Genomic DNA, 23,238 nt, shown 5'->3' on the forward strand with positions numbered 1-23,238 from the left:
GCCAGCGTATCGTCGAGCACATCTTTGCCGAGCTGGAAAGCCAGGCGTCGGTGAGCGACCCCGCTGCGCGCGAGGTGGCCTTGCGCGAAGTGCTGGCGGGCCTGAGCGAGCAGGACGTCGCCCAGGTGCAGCTGCTGGCCAACGAGACGGTGCGCATGCTCAAGGCATCCGAAAGCTGGAAGGCGTCCGGCTACTACGTCTACGAGATCAACACGCGTGGCTATGCGGCAGGGCCATCGATGCTATTGCAGGCGGCGGCCGCCACTTCCACGGCCGGCGAGCGCGTGCTGGCGGAACTGGCGGTGCGTGATCTGGAGATACTGGATGATCCGGCACTGGCCGCGCAGCACGGCGCGGCGGAGGGCGGCGTGCACTGAGCGGCCAGGCGGTCAGAAGGTGTACGACAGCGTGCCGAGAATGCTGCGCGGCGCGCCCGGCGTGACCCACACGCTGTTGTACGAACTGACGTAGTACGTGCGATTGAACAGGTTGTTGAGCACGACTGAAGCGCGCAAGTGCTTGTCGAGCTGCACGTAGCCGTTGAGCTGCACGGTCGTGTACGCGGGCAATTGGAAGCCGTCTTGCGTGTTGGCCGTATTGCCCGCGCGGCGGCCAACATAGACCACGCCTGCGCCCACACCTGCCTTGTTGGCAAAGGCGGGGGCAAACTCATACATCAGCAGCGCACTGCCATTGACGCGCGGGATGTCGACCAGGCGAGCACCCGGTGTGAGGACCGTATCGCGCGTGACTTCCGCATCCACGTACGCCAGGTTGGCGATACCGCGAAAGCCGCCGCCCAGTTCACCGCTCCATTCCAGTTCCACGCCGCGGCTGCGCACCTCGCCGGCGGCGCGCGAGAAGCCATCGTTGGACGGGTCGGCCGTCAACACATTGCGCTTGGTGACGTCAAACGCGGCCACGGTGGCCAGCCAGCGCGCACCGGCCCACTTGGCGCCCACCTCGTAGCCATGGCCCTTCTCAGGGGCGAAGGCGTTGCCGCCCGCGTCAATGCCGTTGTTGGGGCGGAATGAATACGCCGTGTTGGCGTAAACCGACAACGCGGGGCTCCATTGGTAGACCACGCCCAGGCGCGGGCTGAAGGCCGTCTGCTGCTGGCTGGCGGTCTTGCCGGTGATCCGGTTCTCGATGGATTGGCGGTAGTTGTCCCACCGCAGTCCGGCGATGAGTTTCCACTGCTCGCCCAGCGCCAGGGTGTCTTGCGCATAGGCACCCTGGCCTTCGTCATGCTCCAGCGCATTGGTGGCCGGGCGCAGGGCCGGGGTGGCCTGGCCGTAGACGGGGTTGAAGATGTCGATGGCGTAGGGTGCAGCGGCCGTGGGCGTGGAGCGCTGCACGAGCTGGTCGTAATTGAAGCGGTACGCATCCGTGCCCATGACGAACGTGTGCCCCACGGCGCCGGTCTGCAGCTTGCCGCTCAACTCCAGGCGGCCTTGCAGGTCATTGGTGTGGAAATCGACATGGCGATAGCGGCGCCACAGCGTGCGCCCGTCGGCCTGCAGCGAGAACGCTTCGGACGAGCGGCCGTACAGGTCCGTCTCGCGTTGTGCCAGGCCGGCGTTGATCGACCAATCTGCGTTGATGCGGTGGTCTACCGTGAACTGGTGCCCCAGGTTGCGCACTTCGTAGTCACCGTCGCCCGGCTCCCCAAGAAAGCGTGAGGTCGGGACTGCGCCCAATTGCTTGTTGATGGCCACCACGCCTCGGTCAAGCGGGGCGCGTTGGCGCACGGCTTCCATCTCGTAGTGGACGACGGTGTCGGGGCCCGCCATCCACGTGAAGGCCGGTGCGATCAGGTAGCGCTTGCTGGACACCGTATCGCGAAAGCTGCCGTTGTCCTCGTTCATCAGGTTCAGCCGATAAGCCACTGTGTCGGACAAGGGGCCGGTGGAGTCCAGCGTTTGCCGGGTGGCGCCGTAGCTGCCCGCCGATACGCTGACGGTGTTGGCGCTCTTGAACTGCGGCTGTTTGGTGGTGTAGCTGATGATGCCGCCTGGGTCACCGCGACCGTACAGCGCGGAGGCCGGGCCCTTGAGCACTTCCATGCGCTCCAGGGCGGCGGTGTCGCGCGGCACGCTGTTGCCACGGTTCCACGAGAAGCCGTTGAGCAGGTAGTCGGTACCAGCAAAGTTGCCGTCGCCGGCAAAGCCGCGCACGGCGTAGTGGTCCCACAGGCCGCCGAAGCTGTTCTGGCGCGACACGCCGGCCACCCAGTCGTACAGGTCGTCGCCCCGGCCGGCAGCCACGGTGCGCATCAACTCTGCATTGACGCTGCTCACGGCAAATGGAATTTCCATCAGGCTGGCGTCGGTGCGTGTGGCCAACGACGAATCGGTGGGGCGAAACGCGGCACCCTGGCGTTGGCCCGTTGCCGTGGTGGTCGGCAGTTGTATCTCCTGTGCGGCTAGATCCGTGATGCCCACGATATTGATCAATGTGGCTGCCACGCCGGCCGCCAACCCTGTGCTTTGCATGAACCCCGTCCTTCCTTATGCGTGCTGTACTGCTGCGGAAGACGCAGCAGTTATTGCAACTTCATTTCAAATGCGAGTGATTATCAATTCTGGGCGGGATTGTTGCAATCCTTCCGGAGGGCGGAGAGGCTCAAAAAAGCGCATGCGGAAAAGCCGGCACCAAAACAGCAACGCCCGCATGAGTCAATCATGGGGTTTCGACTTAGAACCCCACGGTGGCGCCACATAGGGCACGGCCCAACAAATGATAACGATTATCATTTATAGTTGAGCCTTCGCATTCGTCAGACAATCGACCTCACGTGCCGCTCCATCCCGACAACCCGAGCCTGCTAGCCACGCTGGTGCGGCACTACGAGGATCTGGTGGATCACGTACGCCGCCGGTTTTCCAGCCGGGGCTTCGCGCGCGATGTCGTGCACGACCTCTGCCTGCAGTTGCTCGAACGCCCGGCACGCACCACGGCTGTCCATCCGCTCGCCTTCCTTCGGCGCGCATCGGTCTATCGCGCCATTGATCGGCAGCGCGCGGACGCAGCGCACGCCAATACGGTCGTGTCGATGGAAGAGGTGCCCGACCTGCGCAGTCACGACGTCGACGGTGCGCACCATGTGCATCTGATGCAGCAGGTGGAGCGGTTGCGCGTGGCGATCGAGCAGTTGCCGCCGCGCTGTCGGCAGGTGTTCTTGTTGCACCGGTTGCACGACATGCCCCAGGAGGAGATTGCGCATGCGCTCGGCATCTCGCGCAACATGGTTGCCCAGCATGTCATGCGGGCCATGAAGTCGCTGCGGCCCGTGCTGGACTCACCCGAGTCAACGCACGAGCCACGGGTGATTGTCATCCCGGCAACTGCAACCGCAACCGGAGCGCTCGATGGCCGGATCATCTGAGCGCCGCGGCAAGGCGCCGCCACCGCCGAATCCGCTGAACCCGTACAAGGACGGTCTGCGCCCGCATTTTCCGAGCAAGGACGAGCTGCTGCGCGAGGCACGGGCCTATCGCCAGCGCTCGCATACAGGCAAAGGTGTAGCTGCCATCGCGCTGGCTGTCGCGGCACTGTGGTTTGCCAATCCCACCATCGAACGCACGCAGCTTGCCACCCGCATTGGCGAGCATGCCGAATGGTCGCTGCGCGATGGCACGCGTATCCAACTGAATACCGGTACGGTCGCCGTGCTGGAGAACCGCTTGCGCGGGCGTTGGCTGCGTCTGGAGCAGGGGGAGGCGATGGTTACCGTGGCGCACGGCTGGCGCAGCTTTGTCGTGACAGCGGGGGACACCGAAGTGCGCGATATCGGCACTGTCTTCAATGTGCGGCGTGACACAGGCCGCGTGGATGTTGCGGTGGCCGAAGGGGCGGTCGAGGTCAAGGGGCATCCTGAAGACGCGCCTGTCCGACTGAACGGCGGCCAGATGCTGGCGGTTCGGGATGGCCAGGTGGGGCCGATGGCCGCCTTGCCCAGTGGGGCGCTGGCATGGACGTCGGGCCGCCTCGTTTTTGACGGCATGCCGCTGCGCGAAGCCCTTGCGCAAATGCAGCGTTACCGCAACGCACCGATTCGCCTGCATGACACCCGTGCGGGCAACCTGCGCCTGTCGGGCGAATACGCGACCTCCGGCATTGACACGTTGCTCGACGCACTGCCTGACGTGTTACCCGTGCGCGTGAAGCGTCAGCCCGATGGCACGGTCGACATCGCCGCGCGTTGAAGAAAAAATTTGTAACCGACATCAACACAAACGCGAATCAATTCGCCTTCCCCTATGAGCCCCACGACGGGGCTCCCGCGAACGCATAACAACAGGGGGAAATCGCGTGCAGTCGAATTCGAAACGTCATCGCCGTCAGGGCACCATTCACCGTATGACCCGACTGGCCGTGCTGGCTGCCGGCATGGTTGCCGCTGCCGGCGCGTGGGCGCAAGGCGTGGCGCAGTCCATCCACATTCCGGCACAGCCGCTGGATCAAGCGCTGCGCACGCTGTCCAAGCAATCCGGCGCACAGATTGTCTTTGGCACCGACCAGCTTGGCTCGCGCGCGGCACCAGCCGTTGACGGCAACCTGACCGTGTCGCAGGCGTTGGAGCGGCTGCTCTCCGGCAGTGGCTTGCGTGCCAAGCAAACGGGAGCGCAGGCCTTCGTCATCACGACGACGGCAGCCGAGACCGCGCCGCCGCCCGAGGTGAAGCTGGCACCGTCCGAGGTGCGTGGCACCCGGCCGTCGCTGTTCGCCAGCCAGGGCATCAGCATGGGGGCATTGGGCGAGAAGCCGCCCGAGCAGGTGCCGTTCTCGGTGCAGTCGTACAACGGCGAGCTGATGAACACGCAGGACGCCCGCACGCTGATGGACGTGCTCAAGAACGATCCGTCTATCCAGGACGCCACGCAGGCCGGCGCCTACGAGACCGTGCGCATCCGCGGCTTCTTCGTCGACTGGACCAACACCATCCGCCGCGACGGCATGTCGGTGGCGCCGTATTACGAGATCCCGCTGGAGAACATTGAGCAGGTCGATGTGCTCAAGGGGCCGTCGGGCTTCCTGTATGGCATCAACTCGCCGGGCGGCACGATCAACTACGTGATCAAGCGGCCGACCAAGGATGCGTTCGCCAGCATCAAGACCGGGATCCGCGATCACGATGGTTACTACGCCGCAGTGGACCTGGGTGGTCCGCTGGCCGATGGCCGTTTCGGCTACCGGCTCAACGTGGCTGGCGAGAAGCTCGGCAACTTCGGCCACAACGGCGATCTGTCGCGCGAGTTCATTTCCGGTGCGTTCGACTGGGCGCTCACGCCGCAGGCGCTGCTGCGCCTGGACTTCGATTATCAGAACCGCAAGATCGCCGCACAGCCTGCTGTTGGCCCGTACCCTGACGGCACACTGCCGGCTCCGGTCGACCCGCGCGTGCTGCTGGGCCAGCCGTGGCTGCAGTACGAAACCAAGACGTACAACATCGGTGCGGATTTCAGCTACCGCTTCAATGACGACTGGAAGTTCACCAGCCGCGTTGCGCAGTCGTATAACGCGCGCGTGGCGGCGTTTCCCGATATCTACAACGTCAGCACGACCGGCAACATCCTGTCGGGTGACATCTACCTGAACCCGGACCAGAACTTCCGCGTGCTGTCGACCGATACGTATGTGTCGGGCAACTTCAGCACGGGGCCGGTCAAGCACCAGCTTGTGACGGGCGTGTCGACGCGTAACTTCAGCGCGGCGGAGTCGGGCTTCCGCGTGCTCGATACGACGGTCGGCAACATCTACCAGCCGGTGTATTCGGCGGCGCCCACGGGGCTGACCTTCCCGAATAAGAACCTCTCGAAGAACTACCAGCCCAGCGTGTTCGTGAGCGATGTGCTGTCGTTTGGACAGCATTGGGATCTGTTGCTGGGCCTGCGCCACATCAACTACCGCAATGACAGCATGCCGGCCTCGGGCAAGAACACCGAGCAGACCGCCAGCGTGAACGCACCGTCGTTTGCGCTGACGTTCAAGCCGATGCCGTCGCTGTCCACCTACGTGAGCTACGCAGAAGGCTACGAGCAACCCGGCCCGGCCGGCTACGACACCAACAACGCCGGCGAAAACCTGCCGCCGCTGAAGACAAAGCAGTACGAGTTTGGTGTCAAGTCGCGCGTGAGCGACAACCTGCTGCTGACCGGCGCGGTGTTCCGCCTGGAAAAGACGCTGCAGTACGTGAACGACGCGCACTTCACCGTGCAGGGCGGTACGCAGCGTCACACTGGGGTGGAGCTGACGGGCAACGGGCGCATCACCAATGCGCTGTCGGTGGTCAGCGGCCTGGCCTTCCTGCACACCGAGGCCGACAACCCGGCCGACCCGAGCGTCGCGGGCAAGCGCATTGCCGATGTGCCGAACTTCCAGGCCAGCACCTTCCTGGATTACCGCATCGCGGCGGTGCCGGGCCTGAGCCTGAACGGTGGCGTGTACGTGGTGGGCCGTCGTGCGCTCAACGCGCAGAACACGAGCTGGATGGCGGGCTACACCCGCTTCGATGCAGGGGCGCGCTACACCACGAAGCTGGCCGGTTACCGCACGACCTTTGCGCTCAGCGTGCAGAACCTGACCGACAAGCGTTACTGGGCAGCGGGCGACCCGAGCATCAATGGCGCGTGGGCAGGCAAGCCACGCACGGTGTGGCTGTCGGCACAGTTCGATATGTGAGCGTGAGTCCGCAAACGAAGCGCGTGCGCAAGGCAGTATTGCGCACGTGGGCTCTAGCAGCCCACCGTTGGCTCGGTCTGGCCTTGGTGGGCTTTCTGGTCGTTGCTGGTCTGACCGGCAGCATGATGGCGTTCTACCCGCAGCTGAACGCCATCACCGCGCCCTCGCTGTTTCGTGCCAAGCCACCAACAAGCGATGCACCGTTGCTCGATCCGCTCGTGTTGCGCGAACGGCTGCTGCAACAGCGCCCCGGGGTTGAAGCTGACACGCTGCCGCTGCGCACCGAACCCGGCAAGACGTTGATGTTTCCGGTGCAGCCCGCAGAACCCAAGGGCAACGATGAGCTCTATGTCGACCCCTACACAGGAAAGATCCAAGGCGAGCGGCGTTGGGGTGACGCCGGACAAGGGCTGATCAATGCGGTGCCATTCGTGTACCGCGTCCACTATTGCCTGACAGTCGACGGGATAGGGCAAAAGATCCTGGGGTGCGTTGCGCTGGCATGGCTGTTTGCGAGCGTGCTGGGTCTTGCGCTGACGTTTCCCGCTACGGCGCGAGGCAGCGTCGCGCGATGGCGTGTATGGCGCTCGGCCTGGCGACCGCGAGTGCAAGGCAGCGAATTGGCCGTCAGCTTTAGCTTGCATCGTGCCGGTGGGCTTTGGCTGTGGTTGATGTGCATCGTCATGGCGTGGTCCGCCGTGGGGCTGACCCTCGGCACGCAGGTGTATCAGCCGGTAATGCGTGCGCTGGGTGGTGCGGAACCACCGGGCGTGCCTCGTCTGGCACAGCCCATCGCATCGCCAGCGCTGAGTTGGAGCCAAGCACTGCAGACCGCTCGGGCCCACGTGGACCAGCAAATGCGCACACGTGGAGAACGTGTGGAGTGGGAGGACGCCCTGCGTTACGACCGCACGCGTGCCGCATTCGCTTACCGCGTGCACACCAATGCCGATATCGGCAACCGCCGTGCGCACACCACGTTGTGGCTCGATGCGCAGACCGGCAAGCCCCTAGCCTTCCAACCGACGACTGGAACGGCGCGTGGGCAGTGGATTTCCGCCTGGCTTCTTGCGCTGCATCGCGCCGATTTGGGCGCGTTGGCCTATCGCATCTTCGAATGCGTGTTTGGGCTGGCTCTGGCGGGAATCGCCATCAGCGGCACGTGCCTGTGGTGGAAAAGGCATGCTCGACACTAAGGACGCGGCGGCTTCACCAACCCCAGCTTGCTGACGAACCCTGCTCGGCACCGGGTGGTCGTGGTCGATATGAAAAGCTTCTGGGCTGTGCGGACCACGACACCATCGATTACGTGTTGCCACAAGTGCCTGAAGGGTATCCGGGCAAAGCGCGCGGGATTCGCGTATTCCTAGACCACGCCGGCGCGGATTCCCGAAATGCCCTATGTCACCTTCCGGCTGCGAAGCCGCACCACATTGCTCGGTATCGTGGATCTGGAAAAGGAAGGGGGGCGTCTCCTCCCGGAAAGGGCAACACCGTGCACGCTACTTGGGCTTCGCCACCAGCGCCGCCAACCGCTCGAATGTAAACGGTCGATTTCGCATTCAACAGCGTAGGTCGAGAATTTGCGGGTTTTTTACGAACGCCAGCCAACCCTCGTGCAGGTAAGAAAGATCGGCGGAATGCCAAGGACGAACATTTACCACTTCAACTCGAGCGCTTGCGATTTCCCCGCGCTTTGCGCAAAACTATTCACGAGAAAATCAGTAAAAGCGCGCACCCGTGGCGATCGTCCCTGCCGCTCTGCATAGACGGCGAAAATGTCCGCTGGCTCCGTCACATAGTCTTCCAACAGAATCACCAGTCGTCCCGTCCGAACATACTTTGCGGTGTCCCACTCGGCTCTGAGCATCAAGCCATGTCCGGCCAGCACCCAATTGAGCGCCACCTCACCGTCATTGCTGGAGAGCGTTCCGCGTACCTTGACGGTCTCGGTCTTTTTTCCCTTTGAGAAGCGCCACAAGCCGTAGGCCGACTCGTTCTGTCGCAGCACGATGCAGTTGTGGTGGACCAGGTCATGCGGGACCCTGGGCACGCCATGCGTCTTGAGGTAGGACGGCGCCGCGCAGACGAGACGGCGATTGGGCGCGATGCGCCGTGCAATGAGACGCGCATCCGGAATCTCGCCGAAGCGGATGCCGATTTCGAAGGTGTCGTCGACGAGACTGAGTGGATGGTCTGTCAGTTGCAACTGGACCTCCACTTCGGGATAGCGCTTGACGAAGCGAGAAACGATCGGGGCGATGTAGGTACGCCCGAAACCCAGGGGTGCATTTACCCTCAGCAAGCCCTTGGGGGCGAGGCGGTTCTGGGCCACCTGCTGTTCCATCTCCTCGAGTTCCGTCAGTATCCGGCGGGCGTGGGCGAGGAACAGCTCCCCTTCATCAGTCAGGCTGAGCCGGCGCGTCGTGCGCCGCACTAGCGAAACGCCTAGGCTTTCCTCGATCTTCGACAGCCGCTTGCTGACCGCCGCCGGCGTGACGCCGAGTTCGCGCGCCGCTGCCGACAGGCTTCCTTGCTTGACGATTTCCTGGAAAAAGCTGAGTTCATGCGAGTGAACCATTTTTGACTCCAGGGAAAAGGTCGTGTGAATTCGCATCCATTCTATCGGATGTACCGCTGCATAGAATGGCGCCGTACTGATCAAGCAAGCTCTCGAATGCCGGTACACGAGCACGGCTCTGGTCGGACATCTGACCATCTGTCAAACAAAGGAACCTGAATCATGACTACCAGCTTGAGGCCCAAATACATTTCCTTCGATTGTTACGGGACGCTGATCAACTTCCAGATGAAGGAGAAGATGGAGGAGCTTTTCGCTGACCGTGTCGCTCCTGAAGAGATGAAGCAGTTCACCACGGACTTTGCGCGCTATCGCCTGGATGAGGTGATGGGCGACTTCAGGCCGTACGACGAGATCCTATGCAACTCCGTCGAGCGTACCTGCCGCCGCTGGGGAGTCGAATGTCACGATAACGAAGGCCTGAAGTTTTACGAAGCCGTGAAGACCTGGCAGCCGCACCCGGACGTACCGGATGCGCTGGCCACGTTGGCGAAGGAATACAAACTTGTCATCCTTTCCAACTCTATGAACGATCTGATCCCCCACAGCGTCGAGAAGCTGGGGGCACCGTTCTACCGCGTCTACACGGCGGAGCAGGCGAAAGCCTACAAGCCACGCCTGCAAGCCTTCGAATACATGATCGAGCAACTTGGCTGCAGCCCGGAAGACATCCTGCACGTGTCGTCGAGCTATCGCTACGACCACCTGTCGGCGGATGACATCGGCATCAAGAACAGGGTGTTCGTCGCGCGCGGCCACGAGCCAAGCTGGCCGGTGTGGGGTAGCCACGAAATCAAGAATCTGGGCGGCCTGCCAGCCCTCGTTGGCCTGTAATTCGATGCGGATGCACCAGGCAAGCCATCTAGGTAGGGCGGGATGAAATCGTAATCCCGCCGGCTTGACACCGCCCCCATCACAGCAGGCGCCGAAGGGTCTATCTCGGGATATAGCGAGATCGTTGTGGTCGGGGGACTGGCTTTACCGGGTTGTCGGCGGCGCTGGTGGGCGCGACCGACTGGCGCACCGCGCGGCTCGCCGCCATGTTGAGATGTAAGCGCGACTGACATCCGGTCGGAGGTCGGCTTAGCCTGCTTCCACGGCGGCCTAGTGTAGAAAGCCAGTGCGTAGATGCACTCGGGCAAGTCTGGCGTCGGACTAGCGCTGGGAATACGAAACACCGCGGTCGGAAACGAGTCGGAAATCGTCATCGAATGCCGCCCCCGCCCTGCTTGACGGTATTCCAACCGGACCCTCACAGCCGCTTGGCAAGGTCCTTTTTACTTGATAACAACACGGTGTCCATTGCCGCGCATTTGCGTGTTTCCGGTGGATGCTTGATCAAGAAACACCAGGAGAATTCATGCGCGCACACAAGATCGCCGCGATCCCCGCAGATGGCATCGGCACCGAAGTCATTGCCGCCGGACTTGAAGTTCTTGACGTGCTGTCGAAGCGCGACGGCGGCTTCAGGCTCGATGTGGAACACTTTCCATGGAGCTCAGAGCACTACCTGGAGCACGGCCACTACATACCTGAAGGCGGGCTCGAGAAGCTCAAGACTTTCGACGCAATCTTCTTTGGCGCTGTCGGCAGTCAAGCTGTGCCGGATCACGTTTCGCTCTGGGGATTGCGTCTTCCGATCGCGCAAGGCTTCGACCAATACGCGAATGTGCGGCCGGCACGTGTCCTTCCAGGCGTCAAGAGTCCGCTCAAGAACGGCGAGGACATCGACTGGGTGATCGTGCGAGAGAATTCCGAAGGCGAATATGCAGGCCACGGCGGCCGTGCGCACCGCGGCCTGTCGATTGAAACTGCGACGGAGACGGCCATCTTCACACGAGCAGGCGTCGAACGCATCCATCGTTTCGCTTTCGAGCTCGCGCGCAGCCGCCCCGCTAAACATCTCACTCTTGTGACCAAGTCGAACGCGCAGCGCTTCGGCATGGTTATGTGGGACGAAATCTTCTACGAAATCTCGGCCGATTATCCAGATGTGAAGATAGACCGCGAACTGGTTGATGCGGTCACGACCCGCATGGTCCTAAAGCCGAAGACCTTGGATGTCGTCGTCGCAACCAACCTACACGCGGATATCCTGTCTGACCTCGCAGCGGCGCTTTCCGGCAGCTTGGGCATCGCGCCGACGGCCAACCTGAATCCGGAGCGTACCTTCCCGTCGATGTTCGAGCCGATCCATGGCTCGGCGTTCGACATCACTGGCAAAGGCATTGCCAACCCGATCGCCACCTTCTGGACCGCAGCGATGATGCTTGAACATCTGGGTGAGAACAGCGCGGCCAGGGTCCTGATGCAAGCCGTCGAGCGCGCCACCGCGAGCGGCGTCCACACGCCAGATCTGGGCGGCAAGGCCACGACCGCGCAGGTCACAAAGGCCGTGAGCGACTACATCGCGGCATCGCGAGCGTAAGCGAAGCTTTTAGCAATCGCACCTACCGCTTCCATATGCAAGAGTTCAAACACGCCCAGGCCCGGCATCTGCTGCGGTCCATGTTCCAAGCGGCGGTCGATGCCGCTCAACCGGCACTTTGCTTGCCGAAGCATTTGCCGCCACCTCCCGCGGGCCGGACACTCGTGGTGGGGGCGGGCAAAGCTTCGGCTGCGATGGCCAGTGCCCTTGAAATGCATTGGCAAGGGCCGCTCGAGGGCATTGTGATCACCCGATACGGGCACGCAACCCCATGCAGCCGGATCGAAATCATCGAAGCGGCTCATCCGGTTCCGGATTCAGCTGGGCTGGCCGCCGCACAACGCGTGTTTGAGCTCGTGCAGGGCCTGACCGAAGATGATCTGGTCATCTGCCTGATCTCCGGCGGGGGCTCGGCTCTGCTCACGTTGCCCGCGCCGGGCATCAGCTTGGAAGACAAGCAGGCGCTCAGCAAGGTGCTGCTCGTTAGCGGCGCATCGATCGCCGAAATAAATTGCGTACGGCGGCATTTGTCCGCCATCAAGGGCGGCCGGCTTGCAGCCGCCTGCCATCCGGCGCGGGTGGCGACCTTGGTGATTTCAGACGTGCCCGGCGACGATCCGCTGGATGTCGCATCAGGCCCTACCGTTGCTGATCCGACGACCTGCGCCGACGCATTGGCTATTGCTACCAAATACCGGATTCCGCTTCCACCCAACGTTGACCGTGTGCTGCGCAGCGGCGGGGAATCCGTCAAACCGGGCGATCCGCGCCTTGCGCGGAATACGATCACCATCATCGCCAATCCACGTATCGCACTGGAGGCCGCGATGCAGGTGGCGCGGACGTCAGGCATGCAAGCCTATCTTCTCAGTGATGCTATCGAGGGTGAGTCGCGCGATGTCGCCAAGGTCCTGGCAGGCATCGCGCATTTTTGCGCTGACCATGGGCAGCCGTTCCGCCCGCCGTGCCTGCTGCTTTCCGGTGGCGAAACTACGGTCACAGTGCGCGGAAGCGGGCAGGGCGGGCGCAATACGGAGTTCCTGCTCTCACTTGCCATCGCTCTGCAGGGACGAGACGGCATTTATGCGTTGGCCGCAGACACAGATGGCGTGGATGGTAACGGCGATATCGCAGGAGCCTTCATTACTCCCGACACGCTGATACGGGCGTACAGAAAGGGGATGCTTCCGCAAAACAGCCTGGCGGAAAATGACGGCCACAGTTTCTTCGAAGCACTCGGTGATGCCCTTGTTACCGGCCCGACACTCACCAATATCAACGACTTCCGAGCTATTCTCGTTTCCGAGTGATGTCCAGGGTTCAGCGAACTCAAGGTAGCACTAGACATCCACAAGCGGTACCAGGAAACACAGTTTTTGGCAGACATTCGAAGACAGATAAAGTCTAAAATCTGCTGCGTCACCTGCCGCAGCGCAAGCCTTGAAAAAACAGCGGTGAGGCGCCGCGTTGCGCATACCAATCCGAACAGGCAAGCCGCCCAGGAATTGGCAAGTCGTTGACAGCCTAGGAGTAACGCATTCGCGAACTCAGGAGGCAGGTCCGGCCGCTGCAGCGGGATATCGACGTCCTAGAGAATGTGTGGATACATCGGCCTTGTAATCTGCTTTTCCAATGTCAGAAGAGCGTGCTGGGCAACGTATCCGGCCTACGCTCGGAAGCGCCACTTCCTGTCCTTGATGGCATCAACGCGCGTCTTAACTCCCAAGGCGCACTCCTTCATAGCCAGACTTGAGGCGCACCCGTCAACGGTTCCGTCGTCAATCATCGCTACTCACAAAACCAAGATGGTGTGATTGCCCCAGAGGTTTGATAGAGCCCACCCTGGGCTACGTTTCGCCTTGCGCCTCTGAGGCCTGGTGCGAAGAGAAAATGTACCTAGCGACGTTTTCGAATCCGCCGACCGTCCACCTTGCGGGTTAGCACGTCCGTAATCCTTGCTGCCTTGTCTGCCTGAGAGCCGACATTGCACGCTCACAGAGGTTAACCCACCCAACGAACGCTGCGCGCATTCATCGCCATGCGCTGCGGCATCTGGTTTGGGCCGATACCGACTCAGAAACCGATGCTGCGCACAAGGTGTTGCGTTACAAGTTCGATCCACAGGGCACGCCGGTAAGCTGGGAATCGATCCAGAAAGGGACAACGCAGACGATACTGCGCATGCAGGAAAAGTTGCGCGCCTTGTCCGGTGCGGACCTGCATTCTGCGGTGAGCGACCACACGAAATCGAGCGTCCAGTACCGGACGCTGCGCGTCCAACCGGGCGCGAAGGTCGTGGCACTCGCCTACTGCCAACTCGCCGTTCTGTACGGACTCACTCCGCTTGCCGGGGTGCCGAGCCACGCATGGAGCCTCAGCCATTCCGGTCTCTGGCTTGGGCTGCAATATCTGTCGATGCGCACATGCCTAGTGCCCGGTTCCACGCGGGCCAATCAGGTTCTTGCCGAGTACGAGGTGCTCGGCCTGTTTTGCATCCTACTCAAGCGCTTGGTGGCAGTGCAAAAGACTGAGCAGGTGGAGTGGGCGGACTGTCCGCCACCGGACCTGTTCTGCCCCGCGTGGCGATGGGTGGCCGCGAGCGGCTACCTGTTTGTCCGGCCCCGGGCTACCTGGTCACTGGTTAAATGGCTAGTTGAGCGCTACGCAGATCGGGTGATGCAGTATCAGGATGAGACGCACGAAGCGCGCAAGCCCGCCGGATAAGGCGCGCGGTGGACAAGGTGCGCATGGTGCGGCGGCAAGGGAGCGACACCCTTTGGCGCCCCGACGGGGGGCGGCGAATCGCGTCTTTGCCTCGGATTCGCGTCGCGTGTCGAATGGGGCGTTCGAACGAGCGGTCGTCGTCGGGCCAGATAGGCGGGGAGCGTCGGCCGCGGTCCAACAACGGCAGGCGGAAATCTAATAGACCAGCCAAGCCTGAACGGAGACGGAGCGCGACCCTCTGTTCGCGGCGATTAGGGTACAAACTCACGGCCGTGCGTGCGGGTCACGAACTGAGCCGAGCGGCGGAATAGTGGCCTTCCATATTCGGTGAACTGGATTGTTAACCGCGCAGTAAATAGGGTGCTCGTGGTACTGTCCGCCTCTCGCCATGGCAAGAAACTGGCAGATTCTTCGCACGAAAAGAATGACTGCTCCACTGCCAGTCGCGTCACTCATCGATCTCGCTGCGGACCATCAACACCGGCTTGTTGGTCTTGCGCACCACGCCTTCAGCCACGCTACCCAGCACCAAGTGCTTGAGCCCACGCCGACCATGCGTGCCGAGCACGATCAGGTCGGATCCGGTCTCGTTGGCTTCCGCGACAATCGTTGCGGAGATTTGTCCCGGCACAATGGATTTTTCCAGCAACTTAGTCGAATGCTTGACGCCCGCTGCGTCCAGCTTCTTTGATACCTCCGCCAATGTGTCGCGGCCATAATCGACCACCTGTTTGGCGTAGGCAATCGAGTCAGATCCAACCATGTCGAAAGTCACGTCGGTGCTATCGGCGACAAACAGGGCTTCGACTTCCGCGCCCGTTGCTTTGCTGACCACAATGGCTTGGTGCAGCGCAAGATAGGACGCGTGGCTGCCGTCGATGGCGAGCAGGATTCGCTGATACATGGTGGTCTCCAAGGCGTTGCGCAGTAGGGCACCGCGTGGCACCAGCGTAGACCGCGGGGCGCTCAGGCTGTTGATGCGTGTCAAATGTCTTCCGAAGACACCTGCAGAACGGCAGCGCCGGCTACCCGACCAGAGCGGAGGTCTTCCAACGCGGTGTTGGCGTCTTGCAATCGATAGGGCGTAACGTGAACCCGCAAGGGGATTTCTGCTGCGATGCGCATGAGCGCGAGTCCATCCGCTCGCGTCAGATTTGCGACGGAGACAAGTTTGCGTTCCTCCCATAGCAACCGGTACGGAAACGCGGGGATGTCACTCATGTGAATGCCGCCACAAACAACCGTGCCACCTTTAACTACCGCCTGCAACGCTAGCGGTACGAGCGAGCCGACTGGTGCGAAGATCAGCACGGCGTCGAGGGGCTCTGGTGCAGGCGCATTGCTTGCGCCGGCCCACGTGGCGCCTGTGTCCAGCGCCAACTGCTGGGCTGCTGCGTCACCGGCTCGGGTGAAGGCAAAGACTTCACGCTGCTCCGCTACGGCAATTTGGGTGATGAGGTGAGCCGCAGCGCCAAAGCCGTAGATGCCGATCCGGTGTGCATCGCCAGCCATACGCAGTGTGCGGTATCCGATCACACCAGCACAGAGCAGAGGCGCGGCGTGAGCATCATCGTATTGGGCTGGAATCGGCAGGCAGTATCGCGCGTCGCAGACGACGTACTGCGCATATCCACCATCGCGCGTGTACCCGGTGAAGGCAGGGTGGTCGCACAGGTTTTCGCGTCCATGCAGGCAGTACGGGCAGACTCCGCATGTCCAGCCAAGCCACGGCACGCCAACGCGCTCGCCTGGCGCCGGCGTCGTCACACCTTCGCCACACGAGTCGACGATGCCTACGATTTCGTGACCGGGAATGAGGGAGGGTTTCGGGGCGGTCAGTTCGCCGTCCACGATATGGAGATCGGTGCGGCAAACGCCACACATGGACACAGCGATCCGGACCTCGCCCGGCCCAGGTGTGGGCACCGGCACGTGGCGCCAGACCAATGGCTTTCCTGCTTCCTCCATCACCATGGCCTGCATGGATTCAGACATGGCCGTCTCCGAGTGGGGCGCGTCTGTCCAGTATGGACGGGTGGTGCGGCGCTGCGTCTCCCGCGTTGGCCATCGACTGCGCCAGATCAATCGGAAAGCGTTGCTGCGCGCAATACTGAATGCGTGCAACGCAACTGCCATCCGTATCCACCAGATGTCTTCACTGCTGTCCTTCTCGGTTGCCTTGGGCGTAGGACTGGCGATCGGCCTTGAGCGCGAGCGTAGCCATGCCGGCAGTGCAGAGCTGCCGGCGGGCATGCGGACGTTTGCCATTGGAGCCCTGGTAGGTGCCATTGCAGCGAGCTTGCCGATTCCGTTTGCTGTACCGGTTGTGTTGCTGGCGGTCGCGGTACTCGCTACGGTGGGCTATCACCATTCGGCTGATGTCGATCCTGGTGTGACGACGGAGCTCGCGCTTGTCGCGACAACGTTGCTCGGCGCCTACGCTGTAAGCGAGCCGGAGATGGCGGCCGCGCTCGGGACTGTTCTCCTTGTCTTGCTCTATGCCAAGGCAGGTTTGCACCGGTTCGCCCGCACCATGCTCACCCAGCGCGAGCTTGCCGATCTGCTGATCCTTGCCGTAGCAGCATTGCTGATCTGGCCTGCGGTTCCGAACCAAGCCATGGGGCCACTGAACGCCTGGAATCCGCATACCCTCTGGCTGGTTGTGCTGCTGGTCATGCTGACCGGCAACGCGGGCCACTTCGCGGCGCGATGGTTTGGTGAGCGCATCGGGTTACCGCTGGCAGGATTGTTCAGCGGGTTCGCCTCGAGTGTGGCAACGATCACGGACATGGCCGCGCGTGTCCGGAAAGAGGATCGCCCTGTTGAGGGCGCGGTTGCCGCAGCCCTGCTGTCCAATGTCGCTACGCTGGCGCAGATGGTGCTGCTGACTGCCGCCATCAGTATCGACCTGTTGCGCTTGCTGGCCGCCCCACTGGTGATGGGTGTGATGGCGACGGTGGCATGGTCCGCTCTATGGATATGGCGTGACAGCGAGCCGCTTCTGCAAGCGCAGGAGGGCTCAACTTCATCGATCAACTGGCGAGTCGCGATCGGCTTTGCGCTGTGGACGGCGGCCTTGCTGCTGGCTGCAGCCGCAGCGCGCACATGGCTCGGGACCGCGGCCGTGGCGGCCGTTACCGTGTTTGGTGCGTTTGCCGATGTGCATGCAGCGACCGCATCCATCGCAACACAGGTTGCCGGTCACACGCTGCAGCCCTCAACAGCAGGCACGCTCGTGATGCTCGCGCTAACCGCCAACACGCTCTCAAAGGTTGTGGTGGCCGTCAGTGGAGGCCGAGACTTTGCCGGCAAGGTTGCCGCTGGCCTGCTGACGATGCTTCTTTCAAGCTGGGCGGTATTCTGGTTTGTAGCCTAGTCAATCCCGGCCAATGCCCAGTACCCAATAGAGCGGGCACATGCGGATCAGGCCCGTCACCAAAGGCACGAGCCCCAACCAGCCCACCCATGCGGGCACTTTGCCAAAGAACGCCAGCAGGATCATGGCGATGCCGATCAAGATGCGGACGGCACGGTCCGCGGTTCCTACATTGGGAAACATGGCAGCTCTCCTGAAGAATGGTTGGGTGATGACTTAGAGAATCAGGTCGGACGGTGCATGCTGGCGAGACTCGGTCACGTTGTCTCGGCCCAGAATGCCTGCCAGCAGAGTCCATTCGCCGCCCATCGCGCGGATCGTGTCGTCCAGGCTGAGCATGCCCACCAGTCGTTGCTGGCGGTTGACCACCGCCAGGCGGTGCAGGCCGTGGCTCAGCATTGAACGCAGGGCTTCACTGATGACGGCGTCATCGTGAATAGTCAAAAGGCCGCGCGTCATGACTTCGGATACCTCGGTCCGGGTGCAATCGCTGCGGCTGGCGATACCGTGCACCACCATGTCCCGATCTGTGACGATACCGACCACGCGCGCACCACCAATAGTGCGTTCCGTGACAAGCAACGCCCGGGCGCTTTCGTCCCGCATCAACTGGGCGGCTTGTTGCAGCGTCGCCGTTGCCTGGACGTGGACGATGCGGTGAGAGCAAATCTGATCAACCCTCATGCTGAACTCCGATGCGCGTACGTTTTCACTATAAGAACGGGCCGGTGTCAGAGGTTGATCCCGCACAAGGTGTCGAGAGCTTTCAATGCCTGCACCTGAGGGGCGGGATATGGCGAACCGGTCTATCGAGTGACCGTCTCCAGCTATTGAGGCAGATCAATTGGCGCTGCGGCGGGATCCGGTTCGCCAAACGCTGATGTAAATCAATGGGTAATCCGCTTGGTGGTCCAACATGGAATCCAGTAAGCCCGCTCGGGGTGGATAACGGATTCGATGGAGGCACATCATGTATGACAGGATTCTGGTAGCGGTAGATGGCAGTCCTACAGCAGATCGCGCGCTGGATGAGGCAATCCAGCTCGCGCAAAAGCTTGGCTCGGAGCTAGTCATCGCCCACGTGATCGACAACTCCTACCTGATGTACGACGTTGGCTATGTCGATGTCGGCGCCTTTACCGAGATACTGATCAAACAAGGCAATCAGATCGTTGCCGATGCACGTGCCAAGGTCGAGAAGGCTGGCGTACATGTCCACAGCGTGGTGGTGGACGATCCCATTGGAACCTTCGATATCGGTGGCGCGATCGAGCAGGTGGCGCACAACGTCGGTGCTCAAGCGCTGGTGCTGGGCACGCACGGCCGACGCGGGTTCCGGCGCCTGTTCCTGGGCAGCGTGGCCGAGAGCGTGGTACGCCTGAGCACGCTGCCGGTGCTGCTGGTCCGTTCGGTGCCGACGGAGACACCGCACGCCACTACGGAACCGCTGAGCAAGGTCGTCATTGCCTAGCCGGGCACCCCATCCTCTGACCCGACATCGGGATCTGACCATGAGCTACACCAGCGTGATGGTGCATCTGGACCGCAGTGAACGCGCCATGCATCGCCTTAACCTCGCCGCCCAGTATGCGAAGGCACACGACGCCAAACTTGTTGGTATCTATGCGAGCTTTGCGCCAAGCCTTAACTGGTTCTACATGATGGAAGACGCTGCACGCTATCTGGAGGAAGACCGCCTCCGGCGTGACAGCGTGCGCGATGCCGTGCACGCACGCTTTCGCACGGCGACAGAAGGGCTGTCGGTGGAAACCGAGTGGCGCGCCGTGGAAGGCGATCCCCTGGCGCTCGTGCTGCGGGAAGCGCGAGAAGTCGATCTTCTGGTAGTCGGACAATGGAACCCGGATGAGGCGGATGAGTTTATCGCCGGCGACTTTGTCGAAACGCTGATCCTGGAGTCGGGCCGTCCGGTGCTGGTTGTGCCATATGCAGGCAACTTCACGGCATTGCCGCAGCGCGTTCTGGTGGCGTGGAGCGGTGGGCGCGAGTCGGCTCGTGCGCTGCATGACGCCATGCCAATGATGACGGGCGCGAACGTGCACGTGCTGCAGATCAACAGCACGCAGCCCAAGCACTGGGCCGAAGAAACCACGGTCGGTCAGGTTGCGCGGGCGCTGAACGCGCGCGGCGTTCACACGACGGTGGAGGAGGCCGATTGCGCAGATTCCGACACCGCCGTGGGCGAACTCCTGCTCTCACGTGCGGCCGACTTCAATGCAGATCTGATTGTGATGGGTGCCTATGGGCACAGCCGCCTGCGAGAACTCGTGCTCGGCGGGGTGACGCGCACCCTGCTGAAGACGATGACCGTGCCTGTGCTCATGTCGCACTAAGCCCCGACCTTGATTGACCCTGAGGAGATCGCTATGAAAAACGATATCCAACTCAAGCGTGATGTCGAGGATGAGTTGCAATGGGACCCGGCAGTGGATGCCAGTCGCTTTGCGGTACAGGCCAAAGATGGTGTGGTGACACTCTCCGGTGGCGTCGATACGTTTGCGGATAAGCATGCCGCGGAAGAGGCGATCCGGCGGGTGGCCGGCGTGACTGCACTTGTCGTCCATGTGGATGTGCGGATGCCGCCGGATATGCAGCGCCCGGATAACGAGATTGCACAAGCCATCAGCAGTGCGTTGCATTGGAATCCATCAGTGCCGCCGAATGCTGTCCGGATCACCGTCGAGGACGGTGCTGTGACGCTGCGCGGCGAAGTTGACCAGGACTTCCAACGCCGCGCGGCGTTGGATACCGTACGCAGAGTGCGCGGCGTTACGTCGGTAGCCAATGCACTTACATTGCGCGCCGCGTCCGGCCCGGCCGATCTGTGTGATCGCATTGCAAAGGCACTGCAACGCTTGGCTGCAGTCGACGCTTCGCGCCTGAATGTTTCCGTGGCGGACGGGACGGTGACCTTGCGCGGGCCGCTACGCAACCTCAACGAGTGCCGTGCGGCCCGGGAGGCCGCATGGGACGCGCCAGGTGTACGCGCCGTCGTTGACCAGATGTGGGTTGGCTCCTAGCGGGAAATTAGGCGGTAGACCAGCTCCACAGCTTTCGAGATCCCTGGAGTACGACATGGAAAAGAAACTGATCGTGTACTACTCGCGCACCGGTACAGCACGTCAGGTCGCCGAGCAAATGGCTGCGCAGAGCGGTTGGCAGCTTGCAGAGGTGACCGATGAGCACCCGCGCGCAGGCTTCCTGGGAGATGCGCGATGTGTGATCGAAACGGTGTTCCATGCGCGTGCCAAGTATCACTATGAAGGCCCACCGCTTGACGAGATCGAACACGTGATCGTGATCGCGCCGATCTGGATGGGCCATCTGGCTTCGCCCATGCGGGACTTCCTGGCGGATCAACTGCCGTTGTCAGGGCATTTGTCCGTGATCTGTGTCATGGCAGCGCGTGGGGCGTTCAGCGCCGTTGAAGAGATCATGCGCATTACGTCCAACATTCCGGCGCCGGTGCTGGCGCTGTTCCAGCGTGACGTGCTCAGCGGGTTGTCGCAGGATGAAATTGCGGGCTTCATCGATCAGGTGAAGACCGCTGGTCGGTGGGAGCAGTCGAGGCACCGGCCAGCGTGGCTGTCGCCGACGGAGGCCTAAAGTCGGGCACGCAGTTTGACGCAGAGTCCATCGAAGGAGACCAGGCATGAGCCGCTTTACCGAGGCGCAATGGAAACAACTGAGGCGTTTGCTTGACGAGCAGGAAGCGCGCGTGCAGCGCCAGTTGTCCGCGCTGGGCGCATCCGTCGTGCCGGTGCCGCGAGAGGCGCCGCTCGAGAATGCGGATCTTGCTGATGAAGAGGCGGGGGACCAAACGAACGACGTCATGCTCGCTCGTTACCGAAGCGAGCTTGCGCAACTGAACGCTGCACGCGAGCGCATGCAGCAGCATCACTACGGTATCTGCGTCGATTGTGGCGAAGCGATTCCGTTCTTACGCCTGCAAGCCCAGCCGACCGCCGTGTGCTGTCTGCCCTGTCAGACAGCGCGTGAGCGTCGCTGGGCATAGCGGGGCGACAACATCAGGCAGGAGTGAGGTATGAAAAGCGATCTGGGCATCAAGCAAGACGTCAACGACGAACTGATTTGGGAACCGGCGATAGACGCCGCGACGATTGGTGTGGAAGTGGACAACGGGGTGGTGACGCTCACCGGCCACGTGCGCAGCTACATGGAGAAGCTCGCAGCCGAGCATGCGGCCGAACGTGTCGCAGGTGTGCGTGGTGTCGTGCAGAAGATCGAAGTCCGCCTGCCGGGCACGCACACGGATGCGGACGTTGCTCAGGCGGCCCGTACCGCGCTTGAATGGCATGTCAGCCTGCCGTCCAACCGTATCGAGGTGCTTGTCGAAAACGGCTGGGTGACGCTGTCGGGGGAGGTGGACTGGCCTTATCAGAGCGAGCAGGCAGCCCATGCAGTGGGGTCGCTGCGTGGTGTGGCGGGCCTGATCAATCGGTTGCGAATCAAGACGCGCGTGGCACCAACCAATGTCGCCGAGCAGATCGGCGCCGCGCTCAAGCGGCATGCTGCGCGCGAAGCTGATCACATCCGTGTCACAGTCCAGGGCGGGACGGTGACGCTCAGCGGCCGCATCGATTCCGCATCGGAACGGCGTGCGGCCAAGGGTGCGGCCTGGTCTGCACCCGGCGTCACGGAAGTCATTGATCATCTCCAGATCGCACCGTAACGCAGAAAAGGAACGAAGCCGCCCCACCAAAGTCGGGGCGGCTTCTTTTTTGCAGTGGGGCGATCAAAGCTCCGTCAGCGCGTTCTTGTCCGTCAGCTCGATGTTCTTGCCGCTCACGACAATCCAGCCTTCGCGCTGGAATCTCGACAGCGCCCGGCTGACGGTCTCCAGTTGCATGCCAAGGTAGCTGCCGATTTCCTCGCGGGTCATGCGCAGCGTGAAGCTTGAAGCGGAGTACCCGCGATCCTGCATGCGCGTGGAGAGGTTCAGAAGGAAGGTCGCAACACGCGCTTCCGCGCTCAGCCCGGCAAGCAGCAGCATGAGCCCCGACTCGCGCACGATCTCTTCGGCCATCAGTTGGTGAAGGCGATGCTGAAGTGGGCGGATGTCCTGGCATAGGTCTTCAACGCAATGGAAGGGCATGGAGCAGACCGTGCTGTCTTCCAGGGCAATCGCGTCGCAGGTGTGGTGGTCGCCAGCAATGCCGTCGAGCCCCAGCGTTTCGCCCGCTAGCTGGAATCCGGTGACATGGCTTGCCCCGTTGGGGTGCGATACCACGGTCTTGAACGAACCTGAGCGGATGGCATACAGCGCGTGGAAGCTGTCGCCCGCGCGAAAGAGGGCTTCGCCTCTGGCGATCTTGCGCCAGGTATGAATCATTCGATCCAGGTTATCTCGTTGCGCGGACGGCACGGCGCTCGCAATGCACGCCCAGTGCATCATGCAGTTGCCGC

Annotated in this window: 23 protein-coding genes; 16 read left to right on the plus strand and 7 right to left on the minus strand. The window is 62.2% G+C overall.

The genetic code is table 11. The features are described from left to right. Window positions 1–377, plus strand: a 377-nt coding sequence (locus AB0305_RS03405) for a hypothetical protein (RefSeq protein WP_366171363.1), incomplete at its 5' end; no start/stop codon positions are given. A 12-nt stretch (window positions 378–389) separates the two neighbouring features. Here AB0305_RS03405 and AB0305_RS03410 read toward each other — a convergent pair. Then, entirely contained in the window at window positions 390–2,495 is a 2,106-nt protein-coding gene (locus AB0305_RS03410) for a TonB-dependent receptor (RefSeq protein ID WP_366171365.1), read from the minus strand. Window positions 2,496–2,797: 302 nt separating this feature from the next. On the opposite strand from AB0305_RS03410, the gene AB0305_RS03415 reads away from it, so the two are divergent. From AB0305_RS03415 to AB0305_RS03430, 4 genes are all read left to right on the plus strand, one after another. Next, window positions 2,798–3,388 (plus strand): RNA polymerase sigma factor, encoded by a 591-nt coding sequence (locus AB0305_RS03415; RefSeq protein ID WP_366171366.1) that lies wholly within the window; start codon window positions 2,798–2,800, stop codon window positions 3,386–3,388. After that, a complete protein-coding gene (locus tag AB0305_RS03420) occupies window positions 3,372–4,208 on the plus strand; it encodes a FecR domain-containing protein (protein WP_366171367.1) in 837 nt (278 codons plus the stop codon). Before AB0305_RS03415 ends, AB0305_RS03420 begins: the two co-directional genes overlap by 17 nt. Before the next feature lie 154 nt (window positions 4,209–4,362). Then, window positions 4,363–6,684: a TonB-dependent receptor gene (locus AB0305_RS03425; protein WP_366171368.1), complete on the plus strand. Its 2,322-nt coding sequence runs from the start codon at window positions 4,363–4,365 to the stop codon at window positions 6,682–6,684. Beyond that, complete coding sequence (locus AB0305_RS03430; protein ID WP_366171370.1) at window positions 6,681–7,880, plus strand: PepSY-associated TM helix domain-containing protein; 1,200 nt, start codon at window positions 6,681–6,683, stop codon at window positions 7,878–7,880. The genes AB0305_RS03425 and AB0305_RS03430 overlap by 4 nt, the downstream gene beginning before the upstream one ends. 461 nt (window positions 7,881–8,341) lie before the next feature. On the opposite strand, the gene AB0305_RS03435 is transcribed toward AB0305_RS03430, so the two are convergent. Beyond that, window positions 8,342–9,301: a LysR substrate-binding domain-containing protein gene (locus AB0305_RS03435; protein WP_366171372.1), complete on the minus strand. Its 960-nt coding sequence runs from the start codon at window positions 9,299–9,301 to the stop codon at window positions 8,342–8,344. Window positions 9,302–9,427: 126 nt separating this feature from the next. Between AB0305_RS03435 and AB0305_RS03440 the strand changes: the two genes are divergently transcribed. The 4 genes from AB0305_RS03440 to AB0305_RS03455 all read left to right on the plus strand — a co-directional run bounded on the left by AB0305_RS03440 (window position 9,428) and on the right by AB0305_RS03455 (window position 14,417). Next, window positions 9,428–10,099, plus strand: coding sequence for a haloacid dehalogenase type II (locus AB0305_RS03440; RefSeq protein ID WP_366171374.1), 672 nt, complete (start codon window positions 9,428–9,430; stop codon window positions 10,097–10,099). A 526-nt stretch (window positions 10,100–10,625) separates the two neighbouring features. Further along, on the plus strand, window positions 10,626–11,693 hold the full coding sequence (locus tag AB0305_RS03445; protein WP_366171376.1) for a tartrate dehydrogenase: 1,068 nt from the start codon (window positions 10,626–10,628) through the stop codon (window positions 11,691–11,693). A 35-nt stretch (window positions 11,694–11,728) separates the two neighbouring features. Then, window positions 11,729–13,003: a glycerate kinase gene (locus tag AB0305_RS03450; protein WP_366171378.1), complete on the plus strand. Its 1,275-nt coding sequence runs from the start codon at window positions 11,729–11,731 to the stop codon at window positions 13,001–13,003. Between the two features lie 787 nt (window positions 13,004–13,790). Next, window positions 13,791–14,417, plus strand: a complete 627-nt coding sequence (locus tag AB0305_RS03455) for a hypothetical protein (protein ID WP_366171380.1) — start codon at window positions 13,791–13,793, stop codon at window positions 14,415–14,417. 448 nt (window positions 14,418–14,865) lie between these two features. Here the strand turns inward: AB0305_RS03455 and AB0305_RS03460 are convergent, their stop codons facing one another. Next, window positions 14,866–15,321 carry a universal stress protein gene (locus tag AB0305_RS03460; RefSeq protein ID WP_366171382.1) on the minus strand — a complete coding sequence of 152 codons (456 nt, stop codon included), beginning with the start codon at window positions 15,319–15,321 and terminating at the stop codon, window positions 14,866–14,868. Window positions 15,322–15,401: 80 nt separating this feature from the next. Further along, window positions 15,402–16,412, minus strand: coding sequence for a zinc-dependent alcohol dehydrogenase family protein (locus tag AB0305_RS03465; RefSeq protein WP_366171384.1), 1,011 nt, complete (start codon window positions 16,410–16,412; stop codon window positions 15,402–15,404). Here AB0305_RS03465 and AB0305_RS03470 point away from each other — a divergent pair. After that, window positions 16,411–17,793, plus strand: a complete 1,383-nt coding sequence (locus AB0305_RS03470; protein WP_366171386.1) for an MgtC/SapB family protein — start codon at window positions 16,411–16,413, stop codon at window positions 17,791–17,793. The genes AB0305_RS03465 and AB0305_RS03470 overlap by 2 nt on opposite strands. Here the strand turns inward: AB0305_RS03470 and AB0305_RS03475 are convergent, their stop codons facing one another. Beyond that, complete coding sequence (locus tag AB0305_RS03475) at window positions 17,794–17,976, minus strand: DUF2892 domain-containing protein (protein ID WP_366171388.1); 183 nt, start codon at window positions 17,974–17,976, stop codon at window positions 17,794–17,796. It lies immediately after the preceding gene. Between the two features lie 33 nt (window positions 17,977–18,009). Continuing rightward, window positions 18,010–18,477 (minus strand): CBS domain-containing protein, encoded by a 468-nt coding sequence (locus AB0305_RS03480; protein ID WP_366171390.1) that lies wholly within the window; start codon window positions 18,475–18,477, stop codon window positions 18,010–18,012. Between the two features lie 286 nt (window positions 18,478–18,763). Between AB0305_RS03480 and AB0305_RS03485 the strand changes: the two genes are divergently transcribed. The 6 genes from AB0305_RS03485 to AB0305_RS03510 are packed head-to-tail and all read left to right on the plus strand — an operon-like array spanning window position 18,764 to window position 22,504. Next, entirely contained in the window at window positions 18,764–19,264 is a 501-nt protein-coding gene (locus tag AB0305_RS03485) for a universal stress protein (RefSeq protein ID WP_366171392.1), read from the plus strand. A 40-nt stretch (window positions 19,265–19,304) separates the two neighbouring features. After that, window positions 19,305–20,144: a universal stress protein gene (locus AB0305_RS03490; protein ID WP_366171394.1), complete on the plus strand. Its 840-nt coding sequence runs from the start codon at window positions 19,305–19,307 to the stop codon at window positions 20,142–20,144. 33 nt (window positions 20,145–20,177) lie between these two features. Next, complete coding sequence (locus tag AB0305_RS03495; RefSeq protein ID WP_366171396.1) at window positions 20,178–20,831, plus strand: BON domain-containing protein; 654 nt, start codon at window positions 20,178–20,180, stop codon at window positions 20,829–20,831. A gap of 55 nt (window positions 20,832–20,886) precedes the next feature. Next, window positions 20,887–21,417: a flavodoxin family protein gene (locus AB0305_RS03500; protein ID WP_366171398.1), complete on the plus strand. Its 531-nt coding sequence runs from the start codon at window positions 20,887–20,889 to the stop codon at window positions 21,415–21,417. A 46-nt stretch (window positions 21,418–21,463) separates the two neighbouring features. Continuing rightward, entirely contained in the window at window positions 21,464–21,826 is a 363-nt protein-coding gene (locus AB0305_RS03505) for a TraR/DksA family transcriptional regulator (protein WP_366171400.1), read from the plus strand. A gap of 30 nt (window positions 21,827–21,856) precedes the next feature. Further along, window positions 21,857–22,504: a BON domain-containing protein gene (locus tag AB0305_RS03510; RefSeq protein WP_366171402.1), complete on the plus strand. Its 648-nt coding sequence runs from the start codon at window positions 21,857–21,859 to the stop codon at window positions 22,502–22,504. Between the two features lie 63 nt (window positions 22,505–22,567). Here AB0305_RS03510 and AB0305_RS03515 read toward each other — a convergent pair whose 3' ends face one another. Next, window positions 22,568–23,164, minus strand: coding sequence for a helix-turn-helix domain-containing protein (locus AB0305_RS03515; RefSeq protein ID WP_366171404.1), 597 nt, complete (start codon window positions 23,162–23,164; stop codon window positions 22,568–22,570). Between the last annotated feature and the right edge of the window lie 74 nt (window positions 23,165–23,238).

This window comes from Arthrobacter sp. NPDC080086, assembly GCF_040702285.1.

Excerpts from the sequence above, each read along its gene's own strand:
- AB0305_RS03450 (WP_366171378.1), top strand. The coding sequence starts at position 11,729 with ATGCAAGAGTTCAAACACGCCCAGGCCCGGCATCTGCTGCGGTCCATG.
- AB0305_RS03515 (WP_366171404.1), bottom strand. The coding sequence starts at position 23,164 with ATGATTCATACCTGGCGCAAGATCGCCAGAGGCGAAGCCCTCTTTCGC.
- AB0305_RS03440 (WP_366171374.1), top strand. The coding sequence starts at position 9,428 with ATGACTACCAGCTTGAGGCCCAAATACATTTCCTTCGATTGTTACGGG.
- AB0305_RS03410 (WP_366171365.1), bottom strand. The coding sequence starts at position 2,495 with ATGCAAAGCACAGGGTTGGCGGCCGGCGTGGCAGCCACATTGATCAAT.
- AB0305_RS03425 (WP_366171368.1), top strand. The coding sequence starts at position 4,363 with ATGACCCGACTGGCCGTGCTGGCTGCCGGCATGGTTGCCGCTGCCGGC.
- AB0305_RS03465 (WP_366171384.1), bottom strand. The coding sequence starts at position 16,412 with ATGTCTGAATCCATGCAGGCCATGGTGATGGAGGAAGCAGGAAAGCCA.
- AB0305_RS03495 (WP_366171396.1), top strand. The coding sequence starts at position 20,178 with ATGAAAAACGATATCCAACTCAAGCGTGATGTCGAGGATGAGTTGCAA.
- AB0305_RS03435 (WP_366171372.1), bottom strand. The coding sequence starts at position 9,301 with ATGCGAATTCACACGACCTTTTCCCTGGAGTCAAAAATGGTTCACTCG.
- AB0305_RS03490 (WP_366171394.1), top strand. The coding sequence starts at position 19,305 with ATGAGCTACACCAGCGTGATGGTGCATCTGGACCGCAGTGAACGCGCC.
- AB0305_RS03505 (WP_366171400.1), top strand. The coding sequence starts at position 21,464 with ATGAGCCGCTTTACCGAGGCGCAATGGAAACAACTGAGGCGTTTGCTT.
- AB0305_RS03480 (WP_366171390.1), bottom strand. The coding sequence starts at position 18,477 with ATGAGGGTTGATCAGATTTGCTCTCACCGCATCGTCCACGTCCAGGCA.
- AB0305_RS03485 (WP_366171392.1), top strand. The coding sequence starts at position 18,764 with ATGTATGACAGGATTCTGGTAGCGGTAGATGGCAGTCCTACAGCAGAT.
- AB0305_RS03420 (WP_366171367.1), top strand. The coding sequence starts at position 3,372 with ATGGCCGGATCATCTGAGCGCCGCGGCAAGGCGCCGCCACCGCCGAAT.
- AB0305_RS03460 (WP_366171382.1), bottom strand. The coding sequence starts at position 15,321 with ATGTATCAGCGAATCCTGCTCGCCATCGACGGCAGCCACGCGTCCTAT.
- AB0305_RS03475 (WP_366171388.1), bottom strand. The coding sequence starts at position 17,976 with ATGTTTCCCAATGTAGGAACCGCGGACCGTGCCGTCCGCATCTTGATC.
- AB0305_RS03510 (WP_366171402.1), top strand. The coding sequence starts at position 21,857 with ATGAAAAGCGATCTGGGCATCAAGCAAGACGTCAACGACGAACTGATT.
- AB0305_RS03500 (WP_366171398.1), top strand. The coding sequence starts at position 20,887 with ATGGAAAAGAAACTGATCGTGTACTACTCGCGCACCGGTACAGCACGT.
- AB0305_RS03445 (WP_366171376.1), top strand. The coding sequence starts at position 10,626 with ATGCGCGCACACAAGATCGCCGCGATCCCCGCAGATGGCATCGGCACC.
- AB0305_RS03470 (WP_366171386.1), top strand. The coding sequence starts at position 16,411 with ATGGCCGTCTCCGAGTGGGGCGCGTCTGTCCAGTATGGACGGGTGGTG.